The following is a 20,339-nucleotide window of genomic DNA, read 5'->3' on the forward strand; positions in this document are numbered from 1 at the left end:
GGAGATAAATGATGAATAAAGCGCTCAAATCTGTACGACTATTTGCTTCAGTTGGCATTTTAACTGTAAGCACCCTACTGCCTGTATCTGGTGTATTTGCAGAAGAAACCACTGCAACACCTGCGACTATAACGGCAACAAATACAACAACAAGTGAAGCCCATACACCACCACCTAAACCAGCAACAACACAAGCTGTACACAACCCTTACGGTTTAGAAGCACTATGGCGCGAAGGTGATATTGTTGCTAAATCAACCCTATTTATCTTGGTCCTGATGTCGATTGGAACATGGTACATCATGGTAACCAAGTTTATTCAGCAGGCAAAAATTAAACGTCAGGGTAAAGAGGTTGAAGCCAAATTTTGGGATGCTGCATCAATTGACGGCGCTGCGGGAACACTAGGCGAAGCAAGTGCCTACCGTTTTATTGCTGAAAAAGGCATTAACTCAACCAAAAAACATGGTGGAAACCTACTTGAGCGTATCGACTTTAACACTTGGGTCACAATGTCGATTCAACGGGCAATTGATAAAATTCAAAGCCACTTAAGTGGTGGTTTAGCATTTCTTGCAACGGTTGGTTCTACCGCACCATTCGTAGGTTTATTCGGTACAGTTTGGGGAATCTATCATGCACTTACTGCAATTGGGATTTCGGGTCAGGCCTCTATTGATAAAGTTGCTGGACCTGTAGGCGAAGCACTGATCATGACAGCAATCGGTCTCGCTGTAGCAGTGCCTGCGGTACTTGGTTATAACTGGCTCACCCGCCGCAATAAAGCAGTATTGGATAATGTACGTACTTTTGGTTCTGACTTACATACTGTTTTACTCAGTGGTGAGATCAAAAACAGTAGTGATGCTAAATAAATGAGGGATCAGTTATGAGCATGACAGTCAATTCAGACAGTGACGAAGATGATGTGATTTCTGCGATTAATACCACACCTTTGGTGGATATTATGCTGGTTTTACTGATTATATTTTTAATCACTGTCCCTGTTGCAATTCACACGGTTCCAGTCAAATTGCCTGAGGAAAAAAATACACCTTATGTCACTAAACCAATTAATGTGCAAATCGCTGTCAATAAAGCGGGGGATATTTTTTGGAACGAAAAGTATATCGCAGATAAAAATACATTGATCAATCGTTTACAGGCTGAAGCAGCAAAACGCCCACAACCAGAAGTACATATTCGTGGTGATCAAGTAACAAAATTTGAAGCGATTGATGAAGTAATCAGTGCTACCAAGCAAGCAGGTATCGGCAAAATCGCTTTTGTCACGACACCAGTTGCCGCACCATAATCGAGAAAAGGAACAGCTTATGGCTATGAATGTCGGTGCCAATAAAGACGATGATGATGTGATGTTAGATGTCAATATGACACCACTTATTGATGTGATGCTGGTGTTGTTGATTATGTTTATTATCACCATCCCAATTCCAAATAATGCGATCAATATTGACTTGCCCAATGGTGCACCACCACCTACCAATGAGAAGCCACCTGAGCCAGTCACCTTACGTATTGACCCTCAAGGTAAAATCTTTTGGAATGATCAAGCTGTTGAAAATAAACAAGCGCTAGACGTTTTATTTGCTGGTGTTGCACAGAAATCAGATCAAGATCCGATTAAAGTCCAGCCAGATAAACTCACTGAATATAAGGATGTAGCAATGGTGATGGCAGCCGCACAACGATTAAATGTTAAAAAAATCGGAATTGCAGCAAGCCAATAATATTTAAGGGATGAACAAAGCTGCACAGTACAATCGACTTGCAGCTTTGAGCCCTTGATCTATGCAATGTTTCAAGACGTTTTATTCATAGTGCAACATTATAAAGAACACAATACTCAATATATCTGACTTTCACTCACATCTAAACAAGCCAGCATCTGCTGGCTGATCATAAGCATTCAATCAATTAAGTGATTTTAAATGCCAAAGAAATGGCTTGATCTTGTTCTTCAGGATCAGGCCATTTTTGTGAAACAGATTTTAACTTCGTATAGAAACGAGCGGCATCTGGACCATATAAATGCGACTCACCAAATTTTGAACGTCGCAAACCACCAAAGTTAAAATAACTCACTGGGAGTGGTACAGGCACATTAACACCAATCATGCCCGACTCAACTTCCATAAAGAAGCGATGTGCTGACTTTCCATCACGGGTAAAAATCACCGAACCATTGCCATATTCATGGCTATTGGTCACAGCAATTGCCTCATCTAAACTATTGACGCGTAAAATTCCTCGCGCTGGGCCAAAAACCTCTTGTTGATAAAAATCCATATCTGTAGACAAATAATCAAATAGAGTTGGCCCAATATAATAGCCATTTGAATACTCTGGATGTTTAAAATCACGACCATCTAATACCAACTCAGCACCATCTGCAATACATTGATCAATCGCCTTTAAAACAGACTGTTGCGATTGCGCACTAATCACCGCACCAAAATCTGCAGTTGGATCATTATATGCGCCAACTTTCAATGCATTGATTTTTTCCACGATACGTTGACGTAAGCGATCTGCCGTTTCAGCACCGACGGGAATGAGCAATGACACCGCCATACAACGTTGACTTGCTGATCCAAACCCTGCTGAAACAAAGGCATTTGCAGCTGCTTCAAGATCGGCATCAGGCATCACCACCATGTGATTTTTCCCGCCTGTAAATGCGGCAACACGTTTGTTATGTGAGGTGCCTTTTTGGTAAACATATTCACCAATCTGTGTAGAACCCACAAAGCTCACAGCTGCGATTTCAGGATGTTCAAGTAATGCATCGACTGCGGTTTTATCCCCTTGTACAACATTAAATACATCATCTGGAAGACCAGCTTCTTTCCATAACTCTGCAAAAAATAATGCAGCCGAAGGCACTTTTTCAGACGGTTTCCAAACAATTGAATTACCCACAGACACAGCCATTGCCATCATAACAGCAGGAATCATGATGGGAAAATTAAACGGGGTAATACAGCCCACCACACCCACAGGAACACGTACAGAAAACACATCGATGTCGCCAGCAACATTACGTGCATATTCGCCCTTAGTAATCTGTGGGGCATTACAAGCAAATTCAATTCCTTCAATCGCACGGCCAATTTCACCGATTGCATCGGCAATAGTTTTGCCATGTTCACGACCAATGATTTCTGCTAATTCAAATGTTTTGGCAATCATTAACTCACGTAATTTAAACAGAACTTGCAAGCGTGTAGCATGTGAAGCTTTTGCCCATTTTTTTGCATTTGCTGATGTCGCAGCTTTTACGGCAGTATCAATCACTGTTGCATCGCCATAAGCACAACGTGCTATTTCTTCACCTGTAGAGGGATTAAATACTGGGCCTGAATGTTGAGCTTCTGTGATATGACGACCTGAAATATAATGTCCGATTAAAGTATTCATCCTGATTTTTCCTTCACGTTGCGACTGAAACTAAATTAAAAATGCTACTGAAGTCGGTCTTTCCATGACCACTTTGACTATGCTTACTATAAATCGTTTGAGCCAATGTTCCTAAACTCACCTGTGCATCGACTTCGGATGCTGCATCTAGGGATAATCCCAAATCTTTCAACATTAAATCGGTCATAAATCCCGCAATATAACCTTGACTTGAAGGCACATTTTCCAAAACATCTGGGACAGGATTATATTTCTCCACACACCAATTTGCCCCGGAACTGTTTTGAATAATCTCAGACATGACTTTGGGATCTAAACCATGTCGCATTGCCAGATTCAAAGCTTCACTGGTACCAATCATATTGATTGCCAGCAGCATGTTATTACTGGCTTTGGCAATCTGCCCTGCACCATGTTCTCCAGCATGAAAAATATTTTTACCCATTTTCTCTAAAATAGATTTCGTTCGCTCAAACTGCAGCTTTGAACCACCCACCATAAAGGTCAAGCTTGCTGCTTGGGCAGCTAAAGTTCCACCTGAAACAGGTGCATCTACACAGTCGACTCCCATAGATTCTGCAAACTTTGAGACTTCTCGGCTTGTTAAAGCTGCAATCGACGAACAATCAATAATCAACGAACCCTTTTTTAAACTTTTTAAAATACCTTGATCACCAAGATAAAAATTTCTGACACTTTCTGAGTTGGGTAACATGGTGATCACAACATCTGCATCTTGAAGAACGTGCTTGTGATCTACGGCTACACCACCCAAGGATTTAAATGCTGCAACAGCCTCGGGGGATAAATCTAAGCCTGTCACCTTCCACTGTGCACTGAGCAAATTTTTAGCCATAGGAAGCCCCATATTCCCAAGACCAATAAAGGAAATATTCATATTTATTCCTAAAAATTAAGTGTTGTAAATTTGATCATTGATTGCAATGATTTTCTTTAAATCAATCATCTACTCTAAACAGACAATTTGCTTTTAACCGTTTTACGATGTCGCGCTAGGCTGAGATCATCACGCTTCATAAACAAGCTACAGAAGATTGCGAAAATCGCCATACTTACGATGTAGATAACAATCAAATGAGGACTACCATTACCAATACTGAGTAGTTTGGTGGCGATCAATGGCGCTAATCCACCGCCTAACACGCCTGCAAATTGAACTGAAATCGAGATGCCACTGTAGCGAATTTCGGCAGGGAACTGTCGAGCAAACAACTGAGACTGTGGCGCATACATAATCGGAAACACCACTCCAATTGCTAAAACAATTGCGGTCCAGACCAACACAGGATCTTTGGTATCCAGCATGCTAAAGAACGGATAGCAATACAATGCAAGGACCACTAGACCAAACATAAACATATTCCGCTGCCCCACTTTGTCGGATAAATGTCCACACAATGGCGTCATCACCATGATTAAGCCTGCACCACAAATCGTTGCAAACAAAATGTCTTGGCGAGGAATACCTAACTTGGTTGTGGTATAGGCTAAGGCAAAAGTTGAAGCAATATAGAACCATGCATTTTCAGCAGCACGGGCAAAGATAATCGTGAGTAATTCACGCGGATGATTTTTAAAGACCTGCATTGCTGGAACTTTAACTTCTTGTGCTTGTTGTTTTACTTTTTCAAAATCTGGTGACTCAGGTACTTTGACACGGATATACCACCCCACACCTAACAATAAAATGCTGGCAAGGAAAGGCAAACGCCAGCCCCAACTAAATAGACTTGCTTCGGGTAAAAGTGAAACCAACCCCAGTGCGATAGAGGCCAACATTAAACCACCACCGGCACTCGCTTGCGGTAAACTCCCCCAAAAGCCTTTACCGCCTTCAGGTGCATGCTCCACAGCCATCAACACGGCACCACCCCACTCGCCACCCATTGCCATACCTTGAACAAAGCGTAAAATCACCAGAAAAAAGGTCGCCCAATATCCAATACTTTCGTAGGTTGGCAATAGGCCAATTAAAACGGTAGGAATCCCCATCATAATCAGGGTAGTGAGCAACATTGTTTTTCGACCAATTTTGTCCCCGAAATGACCAAAGATAATACCTCCCAACGGACGTCCTATAAAACCAACTGCGTATGTGGCAAATGCAGCCAGTACGCCTGTTAATGGATCAAGATTTGGGAAAAACAATTTATTGAAAATCAACGCTGCGGCTGCACCGTAAATAAAAAAGTCATACCATTCAATTGTCGTTCCCACCATGCTGGATATACCAGCTAAACGGTGTGAAGATTTTTTCTGTTGTTGAGGACCTGATCCTTGTATGTGCTCCATCGCTACCTCGCCCAATTTTTAGTATTGTCATCCATTCATCACCTTAGAGATAATCTATCCTGATTATATTAATTAAGGTGAGCTCATTCTTTTTACATAAACAAGTTAAAATAAGCAGCCAAGATTAATATTGATTTATTTTGATAAAAAATTCTAAATAACCTACAGGCTTCTCATCATCAATGTGAATCAATTGCTTTTTTCAGTCAACACCCTTAATTACTTAAGTAGTTTTAAAAATAAAACAAATAAAGCAAATACAACTAGTTATATTAAAAACCTAAATATAGACTAAAGTTAAATATAAAAAATGTGATACATTGCATAGTATTTAAAATACTAAATTTATATACATAGTCATATAAAAATAATCTATTTAATTTTCATCATATTATAAAAAAATAACGGTTTAATACTTGTTATTTCCATCTAGCTCGCTATATTTATTATTATACTAAGTAAGGATGCTTATTATGAACTATAATAAAATCGCATTTGATTTTAGCCCTGCACCGATCGTTGTATTAAGTTATAGACATATGATGGAAATGAATTCTGCATTTGCCACTTTGTTTGGCTATGAGCGTGGGGAATTGATCGAGCAATCTATTGTGAAAATTTTTCCTAGCCTTGAGGATTATGAAAAAGTTGGCAATGATGCATTACAAAGTTTACTGTTAAAAAAAAGCCATTACTATTCCGATCAGCGTTTTATGCAGCACAAAAATGGCGAAATCTTTTGGACACATACTCATGGGCAAACATTGACGCCTGAAGATCCATTTAAATTAATGGTCTGGCATTTTGAACGAAAAGATCAGGTGTTATCTTCTAAGCAAAAACTCACAAAACGTGAATCTGAAATTACCCAATTGATTGTCAATGGGTTTACCTGTAAAGAAATTGCCCGGAAATTAGAGCTATCACACCGGACCATAGAAGTACATAAAGCAAATTTAATGAAAAAGTTGGGCGTTCGCTCCAAAGCAGAACTAACCTCAAAAATTATTATTCGAGAAAATGATAGCTACTAAAAATGATCACAGTCATTATACTGTGATCATGTATGAGCCTAAGAAATTAAGCTTTTTTCACAAATTCTGATTTCAATTTCATTGGACCAATCCCATCGATTTTACAATCAATATCATGACCATCATTACTGTCTACAAGTAACCGAATACTTTTGACTTTCGTTCCTACCTTGACCACTGAAGAAGAACCTTTAATTTTTAAATCTTTAATCACCGTCACTGAGTCGCCATCTGCCAAGATATTTCCAACAGCATCTTTAATCGTCACGTTGACATCTGCTGTTACTTGCTCACCATCTTTCCATTCATAGCTACATTCTGGGCAAATCAATAAATCACTATCTTGATAGGTGTATTCTGAATTACATTTCGGACAATGGGGCAACGACATAATAAGCTCAGCTTAGGATCAAATCACAATCATAGCATTTTAAGATTTTTCATCAACTTAAAAACCATAATAAATATAAGGAATAATTTAAAAATCAACCGCGATCATTAAACTAAGCTTTAGGATTTAACACATCAAGCAAAACACTGACATGATTTCGACCTTGATTTTTGGCCGCCGTTAATAAGGTTATAGGACCTTGTGCTGTAAGTTTCCGCAATTCATCTAACGATACTGTAACCTGAGATAATTCAACCAGATATCGTTTTTGAAATTCATCCCAACGGCTTTCTATATCCTCGTGATACCATTTTCTCAGTTGATTAGATGGTGTAACGTCTTTTGGCCATAAGTCAATCTTAGCATCTTCTTTTTTGATACCGCGTGGCCATAAGCGATCAACGAGAATCCTTTTACCATCTGTTTCTGAAACAGCATCATAAATCCGCTTACTATAAATCGTCATTATTTTTCCAAACTGGAGTTGTACTTAACCGAAGTGATTCTAAATAATGAGAAATATCCTTTCACAAGGTAATACTGGAGTAACAATAAATATGCACGCCCCACCTTAGCTGTTGCACTAAAAACATAGCACTATCTTATACTTGCTTACGCAATCTAGACAATCGATGATTGAATTGCCCACTTATTGTTGAGGATAGCGGTGCACCATTTGCTCTCGAAAACGATTATTTTCATTATTTCACTAGCACTATTTTATTGGTCTGGAATGGTTGGATTGACCAATAACCCAAGTAACTGCAAAGACTCTTGCCATCCCAAGTAACAGGCTTCAACAGGAATCACTTTGGGGATGCCTGACTGGGTAATATTGACTTCAGTTCCGACAAGCACCCCTTTTATTTCAATGATCACTTCAATATCTCCAGCTAATTCGGGATTATCAAAGCGATCAAAATATCGTATGCGCTGGTTTGGAATAAGCTCCGCGTAAGTTCCACCAAATGAATGAGTTGAACCTGTAGAAAAATTGGTAAAAGACATCCGATAAGAACCGCCAACTTTCGCATCCATTTGGTAAAGTTTTGCGGTAAATCCATGGGGTGGCATCCATTTTACAATCGCGTCTGGGTCTAAGAATGCTTTATAGACTCGCTCTGGTGGTGCACTAAAAACGCGATGCAATTTTACCGTGTTACTCATACTCATATCCTTGACTATTATTCTTGTTGAAAATCAAGTTTAGCGCTGTATAAAGCTTTCATATGTATGGTTTGAGTAGTCTGAAACTTAAAAAAGCAGATCAACAAGGATATGCTTTTAAAACAATATCAGTCATCTATTCCTCATCGTCTTCATCATCAAATATATAGGTTGTGCATCCCCAACCATCATACTCACCTTCAAACTGCTCAGCAATTTTAGTAAACCATTGCTCTAAATCCACAATGTCTTCGTAGTCTGGAAGAAGATGAACATAAATTGTAATCACCCATTCATTTGGCTGTACTTCTTCGTCCAAATACAGTGAAACTTTTTGCTCTTCGTGTAAAAGATAAATTGCACATTTTTCAGCAAGTTCTTGTGTTTTAAAATACACAGAAAACTCGATTTCATGTACCTCTTCCAAATCATCACCATCTTCGTGCATTTGCCAAAGTAGATTACCGTTATCATCTTCTGGGAATTTTTCAAAATCACGAGTCATGGCTAAGCCCTCTTTTAAGGTTATAAATATTATGAGTTTACAATATCAAAGTTTTATGACAGTTTTAAAATATTGCCCATTCGCACACAAATTACTACTTTTATTTGACGTCAATTTGTAATAAAAATTGAATTAATTCTATGATTAATAAAACTCATATCTATTGTTAACCTATATTCATTGACGATTAAACTAATAATGACAGGTGCATGATGCCAGACTTTAGCCAACAACAACGACAAGAAATTCTTTTACTGATTCAACAAGGTCGTAAAGTTGAAGCAGTTAAATGGGTCAAAGACCACTCAGACTTAGGCTTGAAAGACGCGAAGGATTATGTAGAAAACCTGACAGAAAACTCATACGACTTTGCATTTTCAGATACTGCCCAAAGTGTTATTTCTCGTGATATACACTTGCAAACTCCACAACAAGACATTCTTGTCCTGATTCAACAAAATCGTAAAATTGAAGCGATTAAACTGGTCATGGAAAATTCAAACCTTGGGCTAAAAGATTCCAAAGACTTTGTAGAACAGCTCACTGAAAATCCTCATTTAGCAATCAATCAATTTCAGTTCGATGATGATTTTTATGATAGTCAGCATCCACGCTATAAGGCAATTCAGTCGAATTTTGAAACTGGCGAAATCTATGTGTTAGATCAAGATCATCAAAAAGTGTTGATAGATGAACATCATCCTGACTGGAATGAAATTATGCATCATTTTACGCAAGGTGAAACATATGATTCGGCTGCTGACTACATTGCTGCAATGAAAGCCAAAGCACGTGATAGCGCTGTCAATTCGACACATAATATTCATTCAATTCCCCGCCCATCCAGCGTGACAATACAACCGGTCGGTATTGAAGATCAAACCCAGAAAAAAGGCTTACCTATTTTTATGCTTATTGTTATTGCGATTGTTGCTGTGCTTGCATATCAATTTTTTATCAAGCAATAAAATGCAACGCCGCGATAAAATTTAACACAGCAATAAGATTGAATATGCAATGCAAAATGTCTAATAAAGTTTAAAACAGTCAAAAGAAAGCCTTTCGACTAAAAGCTCTTGTTCTCATCACTTAAATTATTCGGGGTAAGCATCTACCCATTGAATCAAATATAATTACAAGCATTGCTTGATCTACTTAAATACCATCAAATAGAACCAGCAGAACAATTCCTTATTGCACAACTTCAACTAGATCCTACCGCAGCACAAAATTTAGTCCGCATCCTACATGAATCACCCGATGCGCTTCATGCTTTTAAAGCAAACCCTCAAATTTTATCGGGCGAAATACCAAATATAAAAAATGAAAGCAAATCTTTTCAATTCAACTTTTCATCTAGTACGGTGAAAATACCCCATCAGGATGGTAAAACCATTGAAATCAATGATCAACATCCCGACTGGCAAGAGATCAAAAAACAATTCCAAATCGATTTGACTCAACCAGATGCTTTATCCAAATTTGCCGAAAACTTTATACAAGGACAGACGCAAAATACCTCATCACAAGCAAAGTCTTCATCTTATGATTCAACAAGCCCTACTTACGCTTCGGTTCAAACCTCAGGGGTGGAAGACTTGAGTCATCAGAATATGTCCAGCAGCATGCTGTTATTGATTGGGTTTCTTGTTTTGATTGGGATTGCAGCCTTTTACGATTTTAAAACATGATTGATCAGTATGAAAATTAACTCAGTTCAATAATATCAATAGTTGGTGGTACTCTAAACCGAAAAGGTACACCCACCATACCGGTACCGACACTGACAAATACATCGGCATTTTCATGCTGATATAAACCACGTTTATGACCGAGGATAGACACTTTTTTCATCACATAGCTGGTCAACCACGGCAATTCAACTTGCCCGCCATGTGTATGCCCAGACAGCATCAGCGGACGTGTAGGTAATTGCGGAACCATATCTACCGTATCGGGGTTATGTGACAAAATTAACCACGGTTTGTCTTGAGGTAAGTCAGGCATATAGCGCATATCCGCTTTACCTGCCCATAAATCACCCACACCGATTAAACGAAAATCATCAAATTCAACAATTTTACCTTCAATATCCATAACATTATTGGCTGCTAAAGCTTTTGCCAATAACCCTTGAATCGGTGGTCCCGGATATTGCTCATCATGATTGCCATTCACTGAATAAATAGGAGCTTCAATCTCTTTTAAGATCGCCAACTCTTCAACCAATTTATTTTCAGGCTCATAGGTCCAATCTCCCGCAACTACAACAAAATCGGGTTGAGCTAAATTAATTTTTTTGACAATTGTTTTCAGCTGACGCTCATGTCCAGAAAATAGTCCGATATGTAAATCAGCAAGCAGCGCAACTTTAATCGGTTGAGTAAATGTTTTCTCTTGTCCCAAACAATAACCTATATGCTGAACATGAACTGTATGTGGTTCAATAAAACGAGCATAAATCAGTAATGCACTGAGCAAAAAAACAAAAATACTTTCATGTAATGAGAATTTTCCGATGTAACCTGCATAAATGCTAAAAAATAACAACGGAATTAATAAATAAGATAGGTAGAATGCGAGTAAATGGACGAAAGACTTAAAAGGATGGATCGTTTCAGTTCTAGATTGACTTAACCATGCTTGGCTCATTCCCCATATTGCAAGCACAATGAAGCAGAGATAAAAAATTGATGTAACGGTTAGGGTTGGAAACATATTCAATCTCTCAAGTACTGTGTATGTACTTGTCATCTCTCTATTTATCTTTTGAAAAGGGGATATTGGCATTTCATAAATGGATTGCATTTCAGCAAACATCAATGAATTGTCAATATATCCTCAGGCAATTATACTCTAGCTCTGAGAAATCTTAGAAAATATTATGCAAAGAACGATCAATCGTAATACCCAATTACAGCAAAAAGCTCACAATCACCATGTGTCAAAATTTTGGGTGATGATCGGTTCTTGCCTCTTACTCAGCCTTTCTGCCTGTTCAACTCTACCTCGACAAGAAAATATTAAACCCGAATATGCTTACGATATAGAAACCAAAGATACCCCTTTAGCACAAATTATTTCCCCATTAAAAGCGCAAAATCCAGAGTTAACTGGTTATCACGTTCTGTATGATCCGCTGGAAGCAATCGCAGCACGCATCAATTTGATTGAAAAAGCACAAAAAACATTAGATTTGCAATATTACATTTGGGACAATGACAAAATTGGCTCATTGGCTTTATACAAAATTATTGAAGCCGCAGATCGCGGTGTTAAAGTTCGTTTACTGATCGATGATAATAATGCTAAACAAATGGAAGGGGTTTATCTCGCCTTAGATCAACACCCAAACATAGAAGTAAAATTATTTAACCCTTACCGTTTTAGAAGTATTCGTCCAATCGATATGGTGCTGGATTTAAAACGTATTAATCGTCGTATGCATAATAAAACATTTACTGCTGATAATCAGATTTCATTAATTGGCGGACGTAATATGAGTAATCAATATTACAATGTTAGTGACAATTATCAATTTTCAGATGTTGATGTCATGCTTGTAGGCCAAGCGGTAGATGATATTACCCATTCTTTTGATGAATATTGGAATCATAGCTATGCTTATCCGGTAAGAAATATTGTCAATCACAGTACCTACACCTTACGTTATGACAGCCTAAAAGAACAATTAACCCACCATTACCAAGAAATTACGGTTCAAAATTATTTAAATTTAAGTAATCGTACGCATGCTTTTGATCAGTGGCTCAATCAGAATATTCAACTTGATTGGGTCAAAGCAGAGGTGGTCAAAGATGCCCCTGATAAAATTCAGGCCAAGGCAAAAAAAGAACAGCATCTCAACTTCCAAATGGTGAAACGCTTAGATATCCCAACTCAAAATGTCGATCTGATCTCTGCTTATTTTGTTCCGCAAAAAAAAGGCGCAAAGAAACTGGTTGAGCTGGCAGATGAGGGCGTCAAAGTACGTATCCTGACCAATTCATTTAAAGCCAATGATGTCGCATTGGTGCATGCATTTTATGCAAAATATCGAGATAACTTATTAAAAAATGGTGTCGAGCTTTATGAGTTCCTGCCTGCCGTTTCTGAGGAGAATCTCTATGCCAATTCAGAAGAAATCTCAAAGAAAGCCAAAGTCAGTTTAAAGGGCTTAAGCCGTTCTAGCTTGCATGCCAAACTGATGGCTGTGGATAATAAGCAAGTATTTATTGGTTCATTTAATTTCGACCCACGTTCAGCCAACTTAAATACTGAAATTGGCGTCATTATCAACAGTCCACCGTTGGCAATTGCTGTACATAAAACCATGGACGATAATTTAAAAAAATATGCTTATAAGTTGGTTCTAGATTCACAGAATAAAATCAATTGGCTCAAAGAAACACCTCAAGGTATTGTCACTTTAAGAAAAGAACCAAAAATGAAGTGGTGGCAAAAAGCAGGAATTAAGGTGATTTCTTGGTTGCCGATTGAGGGCTTTATGTAATCCTGAATAGTTTCATAGATATGGTATAAGCACTGAATAAGCAAAGTAATACAATTCATGAAAAATTGCATAATATAAGGTGTATTCACTGCCTTATATTTTGAGAAAAGTTTCGATCAATTTGCATAAGCGATGCTCTACTTTTCTCGGGCAATGCCAAAACTTACGCTGCAAACAAAGCCGTGCTTTGTTTTTGCTCAAGTTTGTCAAAGGGGCAATCCTTATCGCCCTTGACCAACGGCGGCATCCATGCCGACAAATGCGATAGCCATCTCTGGTAAAATCGTTGAGAAACAATAATGCCTTCACTGTATTTTTGAATCTAGAATCAATCGTCCTCACTTATTATTTTTTGCTTTTTCGAACAATCCTCGTTGTGACTCTGCTCCAGAGACAAATATGTTGGCTTGCTGAGTAAAAATCATGATTATCTATTCTGATAAAAAATAAAGATATTTTATAAACCTACACACTCTTGCAGACAGCTTTTGAGCTATTCAAAACAGTCAGAAACATCATTTTGAATAGATCGTCAATCTGTTAGGACTTCTTTCTGTAGATCTTCCAAGCCTTTTTGCATCATCACTTGCACTTGTTGAGTCAGGCTTTCAACTGTATGCCCTTCTGTTGCAATCGCAGGAAAGGTTTTGAGATGCGCCACAACCTTTGGCATTTCCAGCACAGCTTGAACATGTTCAACAAATGTGGTTTCGCCAATAAAAGGCACCACGGTATCTAATTTCCCATGTTGATTTACATAGCAAATCACACACACTTGTACGGGTTTCTTAGCTTCAATCGCTGCACCTAAGATCCGACCATGTACTTTTTTGACTTTTGAACCATCGGTGGTCGTTGCTTCAGGGAAAAACAAAACTGGAATATCTTTACTTAAGAACTCAGCGATTTGCTCTCGAATACGCACCGAATCCCCTGAACCACGTTTAATAAATAGGGTTCCACCACCTTTAGCCAAATTGCCAAAAACTGGCCATTTTTCAATTTCAGCTTTCGCTAAAAAGAATACCCTTGCCCCAGAACCTAAAACAGCAATATCCAACCATGAAATATGGTTACTCACCCACAATGCAGGTTCACGAGGAATATCGCCATGTACACGTACATCAACATTAAATACTTCACTTAGCCGGCGACAAAAATATTGAACATAACGGGTATTTTTAGGATTATTGGGATCTTTATAGAGTTGATGGCGGTAAACCAGATAAAAGCCTTCTGCAACAGCAGATGTTCCTGATATCAGTTTTTTACTGTACAAAAAGACTTTAGATAAAGCGCTTAATTTCGATGGTTTTGACTTTTTGATTGCTTGTTGTTGAGTCATAGATATTCACTAAACAAAATGTATTTCATATTAAACTGGCACTATTGTATACATATCTAAACCAACTTGCATTCATCATAGATGACATTAACCCTGATTAACTTTGCTAAATGAATATTCAGATAAGCACAATCCTAAATTATAAGAAGATGGAGTATCAATCACGCAGCTAGCTTTTTCAGAACATCTAAAAAATCACTAGAGAAATATAAATAAACATTTTAAAATAAATTCAAATGGTTATAAATTTATTCCAATACTTTGCATACGGCTAAGGATTTAACACAGAATATCCTTTAGAATGATTTTTCTAATCTAATGTCTGAGTTTTACAATCTGTGGAATACTTTGATCAAAATCAAGGTGGTGAAAAAACCATTTTAGTCAGTGTGAATGTTCAAATCTTAGAAGATCTTGATGCAGAAGAATTTCGATTACTGGCTAAATCTGCGGGCGCGGATATATTAGAGCATTTAAGCGTACAACGGATTAAACCCGACCCTAAGTTTTTTATTGGTTCAGGTAAAGCAGAAGAAATTGCTGAGCAAGTTGAGGCAGATGAAGTGGAATTGGTCATTTTTGACCAAGCACTATCGCCCGCTCAGGAACGCAATTTAGAACGTATTTTAAAATGTCGTGTGATCGACCGTACAGGTTTGATTCTTGATATTTTTGCGCAACGTGCCCGTACCCATGAAGGTAAACTACAAGTTGAATTGGCTCAGTTAGATCACCTTTCATCACGTTTAGTCCGCAGTCGTAGCAATCTAGACAGTCAGAAAGGTGGTATTGGTCTACGTGGACCAGGTGAAACCTTACTTGAAACAGATCGACGTCTATTACGCATCCGTATGGAACAGCTCAAAGATCGTCTAGAAAAAGTCCGAAAAACACGTATTCAAGGCCGGGCTGCTCGCCAAAAAGCCAATATTCCAACTGTGTCTTTAGTCGGTTATACCAACGCAGGCAAATCAACACTTTTTAATATTTTGGCAAATAGTGATGTTTATGCAGCGGATCAATTATTTGCCACACTTGATCCAACCTTACGCCGTTTAGATTGGGATGGTATTGGCACGCTTGTTCTTGCAGACACTGTTGGTTTTGTGCGCAATCTAGCTCATTCTTTAGTCGAATCCTTTAAGGCAACTTTGGAAGAAACTTTAGAAGCCACTTTACTGCTACATATCATCGATTCGAGTAGTCCTGATGTCATGGAACAAATTGATGCCGTAGAAACGGTGTTAAATGAAATTGGCGCAGATGTTCCAATATTAAGAGTTTATAACAAGATCGATCAAAGCGGAGAAGAAGCCAAAATCATTTATGCCAAACCGCACCAACCTGAGCGTGTTTATGTTTCAGCCCATACACAACAAGGTTTAGACCTGTTACGTAAAGCGGTACATGAATGTTTGATGGGCCAAATTCAACGTTTTGAACTACAATTAAAACCCGCTTATGGTAAGTTAAAAAATCAACTTTACGATCTTAACGTCATCGAATCTGAACATTATGACGATGAAGGCAACTTACAATTGGTGGTTGCCATGGCACCACAAAAACTGGAACAGCTCATTAATCAGGCACATTTACCACTCGTTGAAATACTTGGAAATAAGGCAGAGCAATTTAAAAGACCGTTAGAAGAGTTTGAAATAAAGCGCTAAATCGGTTAAAACGTGAAAGATCAATTTTTATAAATAAACACACATGGATCAGTTAAAAGGTATCGATTGGCAAGCATGGATCTTCACAATAGGACTTATCATCTTCTTTCGTGAAGCTTCTGTGTTAGTGATGTCACAATTTAATCATCCTGAATTGGGCAATTTAACAGGTCTACTCAGCCTACTATTTGTGTTGGTTTTATGGCGTAGATTCAAGAAAATCCCTGCCCGTCTGGTCGATACCAACAATAAATTAATGAGAGAAAGTGGATTTGCTTTCCTACCGATATGTGCGGGTTCATTAATCATGCTGGTCAGTATGGGAAAAGAGATCCCCTTATTCTTGGTTGTGATGTTTGTCAGTACACTGATTCCACTCTGGATTTATGCAAAAATGGCGAAGAAGTGGCTATAGGAGGCTGATATGTTAAGTGTAATCACTGGTTTTTTAATCACACTAATTGCCTACTTGGCAGCGAAACCAATTAATAAACGCTTTCCTCAAATTCCGCTTCTGGTTATTGGCATGTTTTTTGTGATTGGAATTTTAATGATCTTTAAAATTCCTTACGAAAAATACAATACCGATATGAATGGTCTATTTAGCCACCTACTCGGTTATGTCACTGTGGCATTGGCTATTCCATTAGCCGCAATGCGTTATGATGATTTACCACTGAAATCTGTCGTAGGGATCTTGGTCTTTGCCAGTATCAGTGCTGTTGCATTACCTATGAGCTTAGCTTATTTACTGCATATGTCAGAACCGACTATTATGGCCTTTGCCACACGTGCTGTGACAACGCCAATTGCAATTAATATTGCAACTTTACTGCACTCACCAGTCACATTAGTGATTTTGATCGTAATTTTATCGGGCGTGATTGGGGCAGCATTTTCATCGATTATTTTACGTAATATTAATGATGAACGCGCATCTGGCTTGGCTTTAGGACTGGCTGCACATGCCATCGGAACGGCCCAAGCTTGGCAACGTGGAGCGGTTGCAGGTCGTTATGCAGCCTTTGGAATGGCAGTAAATGCGGTGTTCACAGCCATCTGGTTGCCAACTTTTATACTTTTTATAAAATAAATGTGATTTATTTTACTTTTCACATGATTGCCTAGAGTAATTATTCAGCTTAAGATGAACTATTCTTTCCCCCATTTTGATAAGGAATCAATAAATGAGGTTTAATAAGTTCATCTTAGGGACATTATTTTCTGTTTTAAGCTGTAGCAGTATGGCAAAAGATATCACTGGTATTTGGAAAAATATCGATGATAAAACTGGCTCATCTAAAGCTGTGCTTGAAATACGCAAAGAAGCCAATGGCACATATACTGGTAAAATCATCAAAATTACCCCGCGTCCTGGTTATACCCCAAAAGAAACCTGTATAGACTGTCCAGCGCCTTATACCAATAAACCCATTTTAGGTATGGATGTTCTTAAAAATCTCAAACAAACCAGTGATGAAGACTATGTCGGTGGAAAAATTATCGATCCACTTACAGGTAAAATTTATTCCATGAAAGCCAAACTCAACTCAAACGGTAATCGCTTGATGTTAAGAGGTTATGTTGGAGTGTCTGCACTCGGCCGTAGTCAAACTTGGATTCGTGAATAAGGCCTTATTCACAGATCACAACATTTAAACTTAAAAGAAAATAGGTATGCTTATGAAAAAAGGAATTTTCAGTTGTATGCTACTGGGAATGATCAGCTGGACACATGCAGCTGACATTACTGGCACATGGCGCACTGTCGATGATAAAACAGGTTATGTGCGTGCACATATTCAAATCGAGAAACAAAAAGATGATACTTATGTCGGCAAAATCATTAAAGATTTTCCAGCACCCGGTGAAACGGTTTTAACACAATGCCGCAATTGCCCCGCACCCTTTACCAATAAACCGATTATTGGCTTAACCATTTTACAAAAGTTAAAAGCTGATCCAAATAACCCAAACAACTATATTGGTGGCGAAGTTCTGGATCCTCGCGGAGGAAAAATTTATCACGGTAAAGCCCGCTTAAATGCAAGTGGAAACCGCCTGACCTTACGTGGCTATCTTGGTATTTCACTCATTGGTCGAAGTCAGACTTGGATTCGACAAGAATAATTTACTTTTCAATTGGTAGATGAATTCGCCAGTTAAAAGATTAAAATCATTTAAAATGGCGCATTGACATTATGCTTGAATCTCGTGACATTGCCAAAAATAGAAGCCACATCTTGTGGCTTTATTCATATCAAAAAAAAGGGTTATCTACACTGAAAAGTTTTTGATCCTCTAGTCGATAAGCCAGCAGTTGATGCCCCCAAACACACCCACCATCGACATTTTGGATTTGAGGATTGATGCGCTCACCTTGCAACGCTGCCCAATGTCCAAAAACGATCTGATGAGTTTTTGCTGTCTGCGATTCAAATTTGAACCATGGCTGAAAACCGACTGGCATCGGCTCATCTAAAGCATCTTTAAAGCTAAACTCTAAACGACCTTGGGCATCGGTCAAACGCATACGGGTTAAATAATTGGTAATACAGCGTAAGCGAGCATGACCTTGTAAATCATCTACCCATAAATCTGGCTCAGTGCCATACATCTCTTTCAGAAATGAATCAAGCACAGTAAAGTCATCATGCGCTAAGACTGCTTCCACTTCTTTGGCCAACGCTACGGTCTTTTCCGCATCCCAAATATTCGGAATACCCGCATGAGTCAAAATTGTCTTTTCATTGGGAAATAAGCACAAAGGCTGTTTACGTAACCAATCAACCAATTCATCACTTTCTAAAGCATGAATGACATCAGCAATATGGTCTTTTTCTTTAAGCTTTTTAATCCCACGTGCAACCGCCAGCAGATTTAAATCATGATTACCAAGGACTGTTGCAGCATTGCCTTGTTCGCATAATTTTTTGATAAAACGTATTGCACCCACTGAATTTTCACCACGGGCGATTAAATCGCCCGCAAACCAAATAAAATCTTGATCAGCATCGAATTGGATTTCTTTGAGTAGTGCTTTCAGTGCTTCAAAACACCCTTGTACGTCGCCAATCACATAATTATATCTAACTTTTTCCAGTGCCATTTAAGCCACCATTTGGTCAGATAATGCAACAAACTGAGCCAATGTTAAGGTTTCTGGACGTGCCATTGGATCTACACCAGCATTTTCAAAACCGTCTTCAACCAACATGCCTTTTAAGCTATTACGTAATGTTTTTCGGCGTTGTGTAAACACATGCGATACTAAACGTGCCAAAGCTTTTTCACTTTTAGCAACAATCGGTTTAGTTGCATATGGCTCTAAACGAAATACCGCAGACGTTACTTTTGGTGGTGGATTGAATGATCCCGGTGGTACTTCAAACAAGAAAGTAGGTTTGCAAAAGTATTGAATCATGACTGACAAACGACCATACTCTTTGGTGTTTGGAGATGCTGTAATACGATCAACCACTTCTTTTTGCAACATAAAATGCATGTCTTTGACTTTGTCACCAAATTCCAAGAGATGAAAAAGCAAAGGTGTTGAAATATTATAAGGTAGGTTTCCGACTACACGTAAAGGACGACCTTCCTGAAATAATTCAGTAAAATCATATTTTAATGCATCAGTTTCAATGATAGTTAGACGTTCAGGATGTGGTACTCGACCCGGTAAGCCTGCTGCCAAGTCACGATCCAGCTCTAGCACAGTCAAAGCATCACATTCACCATTTAAAGGCGAAGTTAAAGCAGCTAAACCTGGCCCAATTTCAACAATATTTTCTCCTGCTCGCGGGGCGACAGAACGAACAATTTTGGCAATCACACGTTGGTCATGTAAGAAGTTTTGTCCAAAACGCTTGCGCGTATGATGCCCTTCATCTTTTGGGTTTAAGGCATTAATTTGATACATAAAAAATATCCAACGTGATAAATAAGGTTGTTTACAAC

At 38.5% G+C, this 20,339-nt stretch carries 23 protein-coding genes; 12 read left to right on the forward strand and 11 right to left on the reverse strand.

The features are described 5' to 3' along the window. The first annotated feature begins 8 nt into the window (after positions 1-8). Genes AC2G3J_RS16020 through AC2G3J_RS16030 form a run of 3 tightly spaced genes read left to right on the forward strand, consistent with a single transcriptional unit; the run spans position 9 to position 1,751 of the window. Positions 9-875 carry a MotA/TolQ/ExbB proton channel family protein gene (locus tag AC2G3J_RS16020; RefSeq protein WP_483770265.1) on the forward strand — a complete coding sequence of 289 codons (867 nt, stop codon included), beginning with the start codon at positions 9-11 and terminating at the stop codon, positions 873-875. A gap of 14 nt (positions 876-889) precedes the next feature. After that, on the forward strand, positions 890-1,315 hold the full coding sequence (locus AC2G3J_RS16025) for an ExbD/TolR family protein (protein WP_336953294.1): 426 nt from the start codon (positions 890-892) through the stop codon (positions 1,313-1,315). A 19-nt stretch (positions 1,316-1,334) separates the two neighbouring features. After that, the gene (locus AC2G3J_RS16030; RefSeq protein WP_419359160.1) at positions 1,335-1,751 is read left to right on the forward strand and encodes an ExbD/TolR family protein; all 417 of its coding nucleotides are present in this window, start codon (positions 1,335-1,337) and stop codon (positions 1,749-1,751) included. 187 nt (positions 1,752-1,938) lie between these two features. Here AC2G3J_RS16030 and AC2G3J_RS16035 read toward each other — a convergent pair whose 3' ends face one another. The 3 genes from AC2G3J_RS16035 to AC2G3J_RS16045 form a co-directional block, all read right to left on the reverse strand. Then, positions 1,939-3,441, reverse strand: a complete 1,503-nt coding sequence (locus tag AC2G3J_RS16035; protein ID WP_419819583.1) for a CoA-acylating methylmalonate-semialdehyde dehydrogenase — start codon at positions 3,439-3,441, stop codon at positions 1,939-1,941. A 13-nt stretch (positions 3,442-3,454) separates the two neighbouring features. Next, a complete protein-coding gene (gene mmsB / locus AC2G3J_RS16040; RefSeq protein WP_483770266.1) occupies positions 3,455-4,339 on the reverse strand; it encodes a 3-hydroxyisobutyrate dehydrogenase in 885 nt (294 codons plus the stop codon). Between the two features lie 74 nt (positions 4,340-4,413). Further along, the gene (locus AC2G3J_RS16045; RefSeq protein ID WP_419359157.1) at positions 4,414-5,754 is read right to left on the reverse strand and encodes an MFS transporter; all 1,341 of its coding nucleotides are present in this window, start codon (positions 5,752-5,754) and stop codon (positions 4,414-4,416) included. A gap of 473 nt (positions 5,755-6,227) precedes the next feature. On the opposite strand from AC2G3J_RS16045, the gene AC2G3J_RS16050 reads away from it, so the two are divergent. Next, the gene (locus tag AC2G3J_RS16050; RefSeq protein ID WP_336953299.1) at positions 6,228-6,788 is read left to right on the forward strand and encodes a LuxR C-terminal-related transcriptional regulator; all 561 of its coding nucleotides are present in this window, start codon (positions 6,228-6,230) and stop codon (positions 6,786-6,788) included. A gap of 46 nt (positions 6,789-6,834) precedes the next feature. Here the strand turns inward: AC2G3J_RS16050 and AC2G3J_RS16055 are convergent, their stop codons facing one another. From AC2G3J_RS16055 to AC2G3J_RS16070, 4 genes are all read right to left on the reverse strand, one after another. Further along, a complete protein-coding gene (locus AC2G3J_RS16055) occupies positions 6,835-7,179 on the reverse strand; it encodes a zinc ribbon domain-containing protein YjdM (protein ID WP_483770267.1) in 345 nt (114 codons plus the stop codon). Positions 7,180-7,291: 112 nt separating this feature from the next. After that, the gene (locus tag AC2G3J_RS16060) at positions 7,292-7,645 is read right to left on the reverse strand and encodes a DUF488 domain-containing protein (protein WP_483770268.1); all 354 of its coding nucleotides are present in this window, start codon (positions 7,643-7,645) and stop codon (positions 7,292-7,294) included. Positions 7,646-7,899: 254 nt separating this feature from the next. Then, positions 7,900-8,346, reverse strand: coding sequence for an SRPBCC family protein (locus tag AC2G3J_RS16065; RefSeq protein ID WP_336953303.1), 447 nt, complete (start codon positions 8,344-8,346; stop codon positions 7,900-7,902). Positions 8,347-8,482: 136 nt separating this feature from the next. After that, a complete protein-coding gene (locus tag AC2G3J_RS16070; RefSeq protein WP_336953304.1) occupies positions 8,483-8,851 on the reverse strand; it encodes a ribonuclease E inhibitor RraB in 369 nt (122 codons plus the stop codon). A 209-nt stretch (positions 8,852-9,060) separates the two neighbouring features. Here AC2G3J_RS16070 and AC2G3J_RS16075 point away from each other — a divergent pair, with 209 nt between their 5' ends. Both AC2G3J_RS16075 and AC2G3J_RS16080 read left to right on the forward strand, forming a co-directional pair. Then, positions 9,061-9,819: a 50S ribosomal protein L7/L12 gene (locus tag AC2G3J_RS16075; protein WP_483770269.1), complete on the forward strand. Its 759-nt coding sequence runs from the start codon at positions 9,061-9,063 to the stop codon at positions 9,817-9,819. Between the two features lie 174 nt (positions 9,820-9,993). Then, the gene (locus tag AC2G3J_RS16080; protein WP_483770270.1) at positions 9,994-10,542 is read left to right on the forward strand and encodes a hypothetical protein; all 549 of its coding nucleotides are present in this window, start codon (positions 9,994-9,996) and stop codon (positions 10,540-10,542) included. Positions 10,543-10,558: 16 nt separating this feature from the next. On the opposite strand, the gene AC2G3J_RS16085 is transcribed toward AC2G3J_RS16080, so the two are convergent. Then, a complete protein-coding gene (locus AC2G3J_RS16085) occupies positions 10,559-11,569 on the reverse strand; it encodes a metallophosphoesterase (RefSeq protein WP_336953308.1) in 1,011 nt (336 codons plus the stop codon). A gap of 166 nt (positions 11,570-11,735) precedes the next feature. Between AC2G3J_RS16085 and AC2G3J_RS16090 the strand changes: the two genes are divergently transcribed. Then, the gene (locus AC2G3J_RS16090) at positions 11,736-13,364 is read left to right on the forward strand and encodes a phospholipase D family protein (RefSeq protein ID WP_336953309.1); all 1,629 of its coding nucleotides are present in this window, start codon (positions 11,736-11,738) and stop codon (positions 13,362-13,364) included. A gap of 532 nt (positions 13,365-13,896) precedes the next feature. On the opposite strand, the gene AC2G3J_RS16095 is transcribed toward AC2G3J_RS16090, so the two are convergent. Beyond that, positions 13,897-14,709, reverse strand: a complete 813-nt coding sequence (locus AC2G3J_RS16095; RefSeq protein WP_483770271.1) for a lysophospholipid acyltransferase family protein — start codon at positions 14,707-14,709, stop codon at positions 13,897-13,899. 338 nt (positions 14,710-15,047) lie between these two features. Here AC2G3J_RS16095 and hflX point away from each other — a divergent pair, with 338 nt between their 5' ends. From hflX to AC2G3J_RS16120, 5 genes are all read left to right on the forward strand, one after another. Next, positions 15,048-16,379: a ribosome rescue GTPase HflX gene (gene hflX, locus AC2G3J_RS16100; protein ID WP_483770272.1), complete on the forward strand. Its 1,332-nt coding sequence runs from the start codon at positions 15,048-15,050 to the stop codon at positions 16,377-16,379. Between the two features lie 43 nt (positions 16,380-16,422). Then, entirely contained in the window at positions 16,423-16,794 is a 372-nt protein-coding gene (locus AC2G3J_RS16105) for a hypothetical protein (protein ID WP_034610058.1), read from the forward strand. 9 nt (positions 16,795-16,803) lie between these two features. Further along, on the forward strand, positions 16,804-17,472 hold the full coding sequence (locus AC2G3J_RS16110) for an LrgB family protein (RefSeq protein WP_336953312.1): 669 nt from the start codon (positions 16,804-16,806) through the stop codon (positions 17,470-17,472). 94 nt (positions 17,473-17,566) lie between these two features. After that, entirely contained in the window at positions 17,567-18,010 is a 444-nt protein-coding gene (locus tag AC2G3J_RS16115; protein ID WP_336953314.1) for a DUF2147 domain-containing protein, read from the forward strand. A 52-nt stretch (positions 18,011-18,062) separates the two neighbouring features. Then, the gene (locus AC2G3J_RS16120) at positions 18,063-18,509 is read left to right on the forward strand and encodes a DUF2147 domain-containing protein (protein ID WP_336953316.1); all 447 of its coding nucleotides are present in this window, start codon (positions 18,063-18,065) and stop codon (positions 18,507-18,509) included. A 130-nt stretch (positions 18,510-18,639) separates the two neighbouring features. On the opposite strand, the gene AC2G3J_RS16125 is transcribed toward AC2G3J_RS16120, so the two are convergent. Both AC2G3J_RS16125 and rsmA read right to left on the reverse strand, forming a co-directional pair. Beyond that, complete coding sequence (locus AC2G3J_RS16125; RefSeq protein ID WP_483770273.1) at positions 18,640-19,488, reverse strand: symmetrical bis(5'-nucleosyl)-tetraphosphatase; 849 nt, start codon at positions 19,486-19,488, stop codon at positions 18,640-18,642. After that, the gene (rsmA, locus tag AC2G3J_RS16130; protein WP_336953320.1) at positions 19,489-20,301 is read right to left on the reverse strand and encodes a 16S rRNA (adenine(1518)-N(6)/adenine(1519)-N(6))-dimethyltransferase RsmA; all 813 of its coding nucleotides are present in this window, start codon (positions 20,299-20,301) and stop codon (positions 19,489-19,491) included. It lies immediately after the preceding gene. Positions 20,302-20,339 lie beyond the last annotated feature (38 nt).

It is taken from the genome of Acinetobacter legionensis (assembly GCF_057165765.1).

Coding starts and splice junctions, on each gene's coding strand:
- AC2G3J_RS16050 (WP_336953299.1), top strand. CDS start 6,228: ATGAACTATAATAAAATCGCATTTGATTTTAGCCCTGCACCGATCGTT.
- AC2G3J_RS16105 (WP_034610058.1), top strand. CDS start 16,423: ATGGATCAGTTAAAAGGTATCGATTGGCAAGCATGGATCTTCACAATA.
- AC2G3J_RS16120 (WP_336953316.1), top strand. CDS start 18,063: ATGAAAAAAGGAATTTTCAGTTGTATGCTACTGGGAATGATCAGCTGG.
- AC2G3J_RS16075 (WP_483770269.1), top strand. CDS start 9,061: ATGATGCCAGACTTTAGCCAACAACAACGACAAGAAATTCTTTTACTG.
- rsmA (WP_336953320.1), bottom strand. CDS start 20,301: ATGTATCAAATTAATGCCTTAAACCCAAAAGATGAAGGGCATCATACG.
- AC2G3J_RS16060 (WP_483770268.1), bottom strand. CDS start 7,645: ATGACGATTTATAGTAAGCGGATTTATGATGCTGTTTCAGAAACAGAT.
- AC2G3J_RS16090 (WP_336953309.1), top strand. CDS start 11,736: ATGCAAAGAACGATCAATCGTAATACCCAATTACAGCAAAAAGCTCAC.
- AC2G3J_RS16025 (WP_336953294.1), top strand. CDS start 890: ATGAGCATGACAGTCAATTCAGACAGTGACGAAGATGATGTGATTTCT.
- AC2G3J_RS16030 (WP_419359160.1), top strand. CDS start 1,335: ATGGCTATGAATGTCGGTGCCAATAAAGACGATGATGATGTGATGTTA.
- AC2G3J_RS16110 (WP_336953312.1), top strand. CDS start 16,804: ATGTTAAGTGTAATCACTGGTTTTTTAATCACACTAATTGCCTACTTG.
- AC2G3J_RS16095 (WP_483770271.1), bottom strand. CDS start 14,709: ATGACTCAACAACAAGCAATCAAAAAGTCAAAACCATCGAAATTAAGC.
- AC2G3J_RS16035 (WP_419819583.1), bottom strand. CDS start 3,441: ATGAATACTTTAATCGGACATTATATTTCAGGTCGTCATATCACAGAA.
- AC2G3J_RS16085 (WP_336953308.1), bottom strand. CDS start 11,569: ATGTTTCCAACCCTAACCGTTACATCAATTTTTTATCTCTGCTTCATT.
- AC2G3J_RS16070 (WP_336953304.1), bottom strand. CDS start 8,851: ATGACTCGTGATTTTGAAAAATTCCCAGAAGATGATAACGGTAATCTA.
- AC2G3J_RS16045 (WP_419359157.1), bottom strand. CDS start 5,754: ATGGAGCACATACAAGGATCAGGTCCTCAACAACAGAAAAAATCTTCA.
- AC2G3J_RS16065 (WP_336953303.1), bottom strand. CDS start 8,346: ATGAGTAACACGGTAAAATTGCATCGCGTTTTTAGTGCACCACCAGAG.
- AC2G3J_RS16020 (WP_483770265.1), top strand. CDS start 9: ATGATGAATAAAGCGCTCAAATCTGTACGACTATTTGCTTCAGTTGGC.
- mmsB (WP_483770266.1), bottom strand. CDS start 4,339: ATGAATATTTCCTTTATTGGTCTTGGGAATATGGGGCTTCCTATGGCT.
- AC2G3J_RS16055 (WP_483770267.1), bottom strand. CDS start 7,179: ATGTCGTTGCCCCATTGTCCGAAATGTAATTCAGAATACACCTATCAA.
- AC2G3J_RS16115 (WP_336953314.1), top strand. CDS start 17,567: ATGAGGTTTAATAAGTTCATCTTAGGGACATTATTTTCTGTTTTAAGC.
- AC2G3J_RS16125 (WP_483770273.1), bottom strand. CDS start 19,488: ATGGCACTGGAAAAAGTTAGATATAATTATGTGATTGGCGACGTACAA.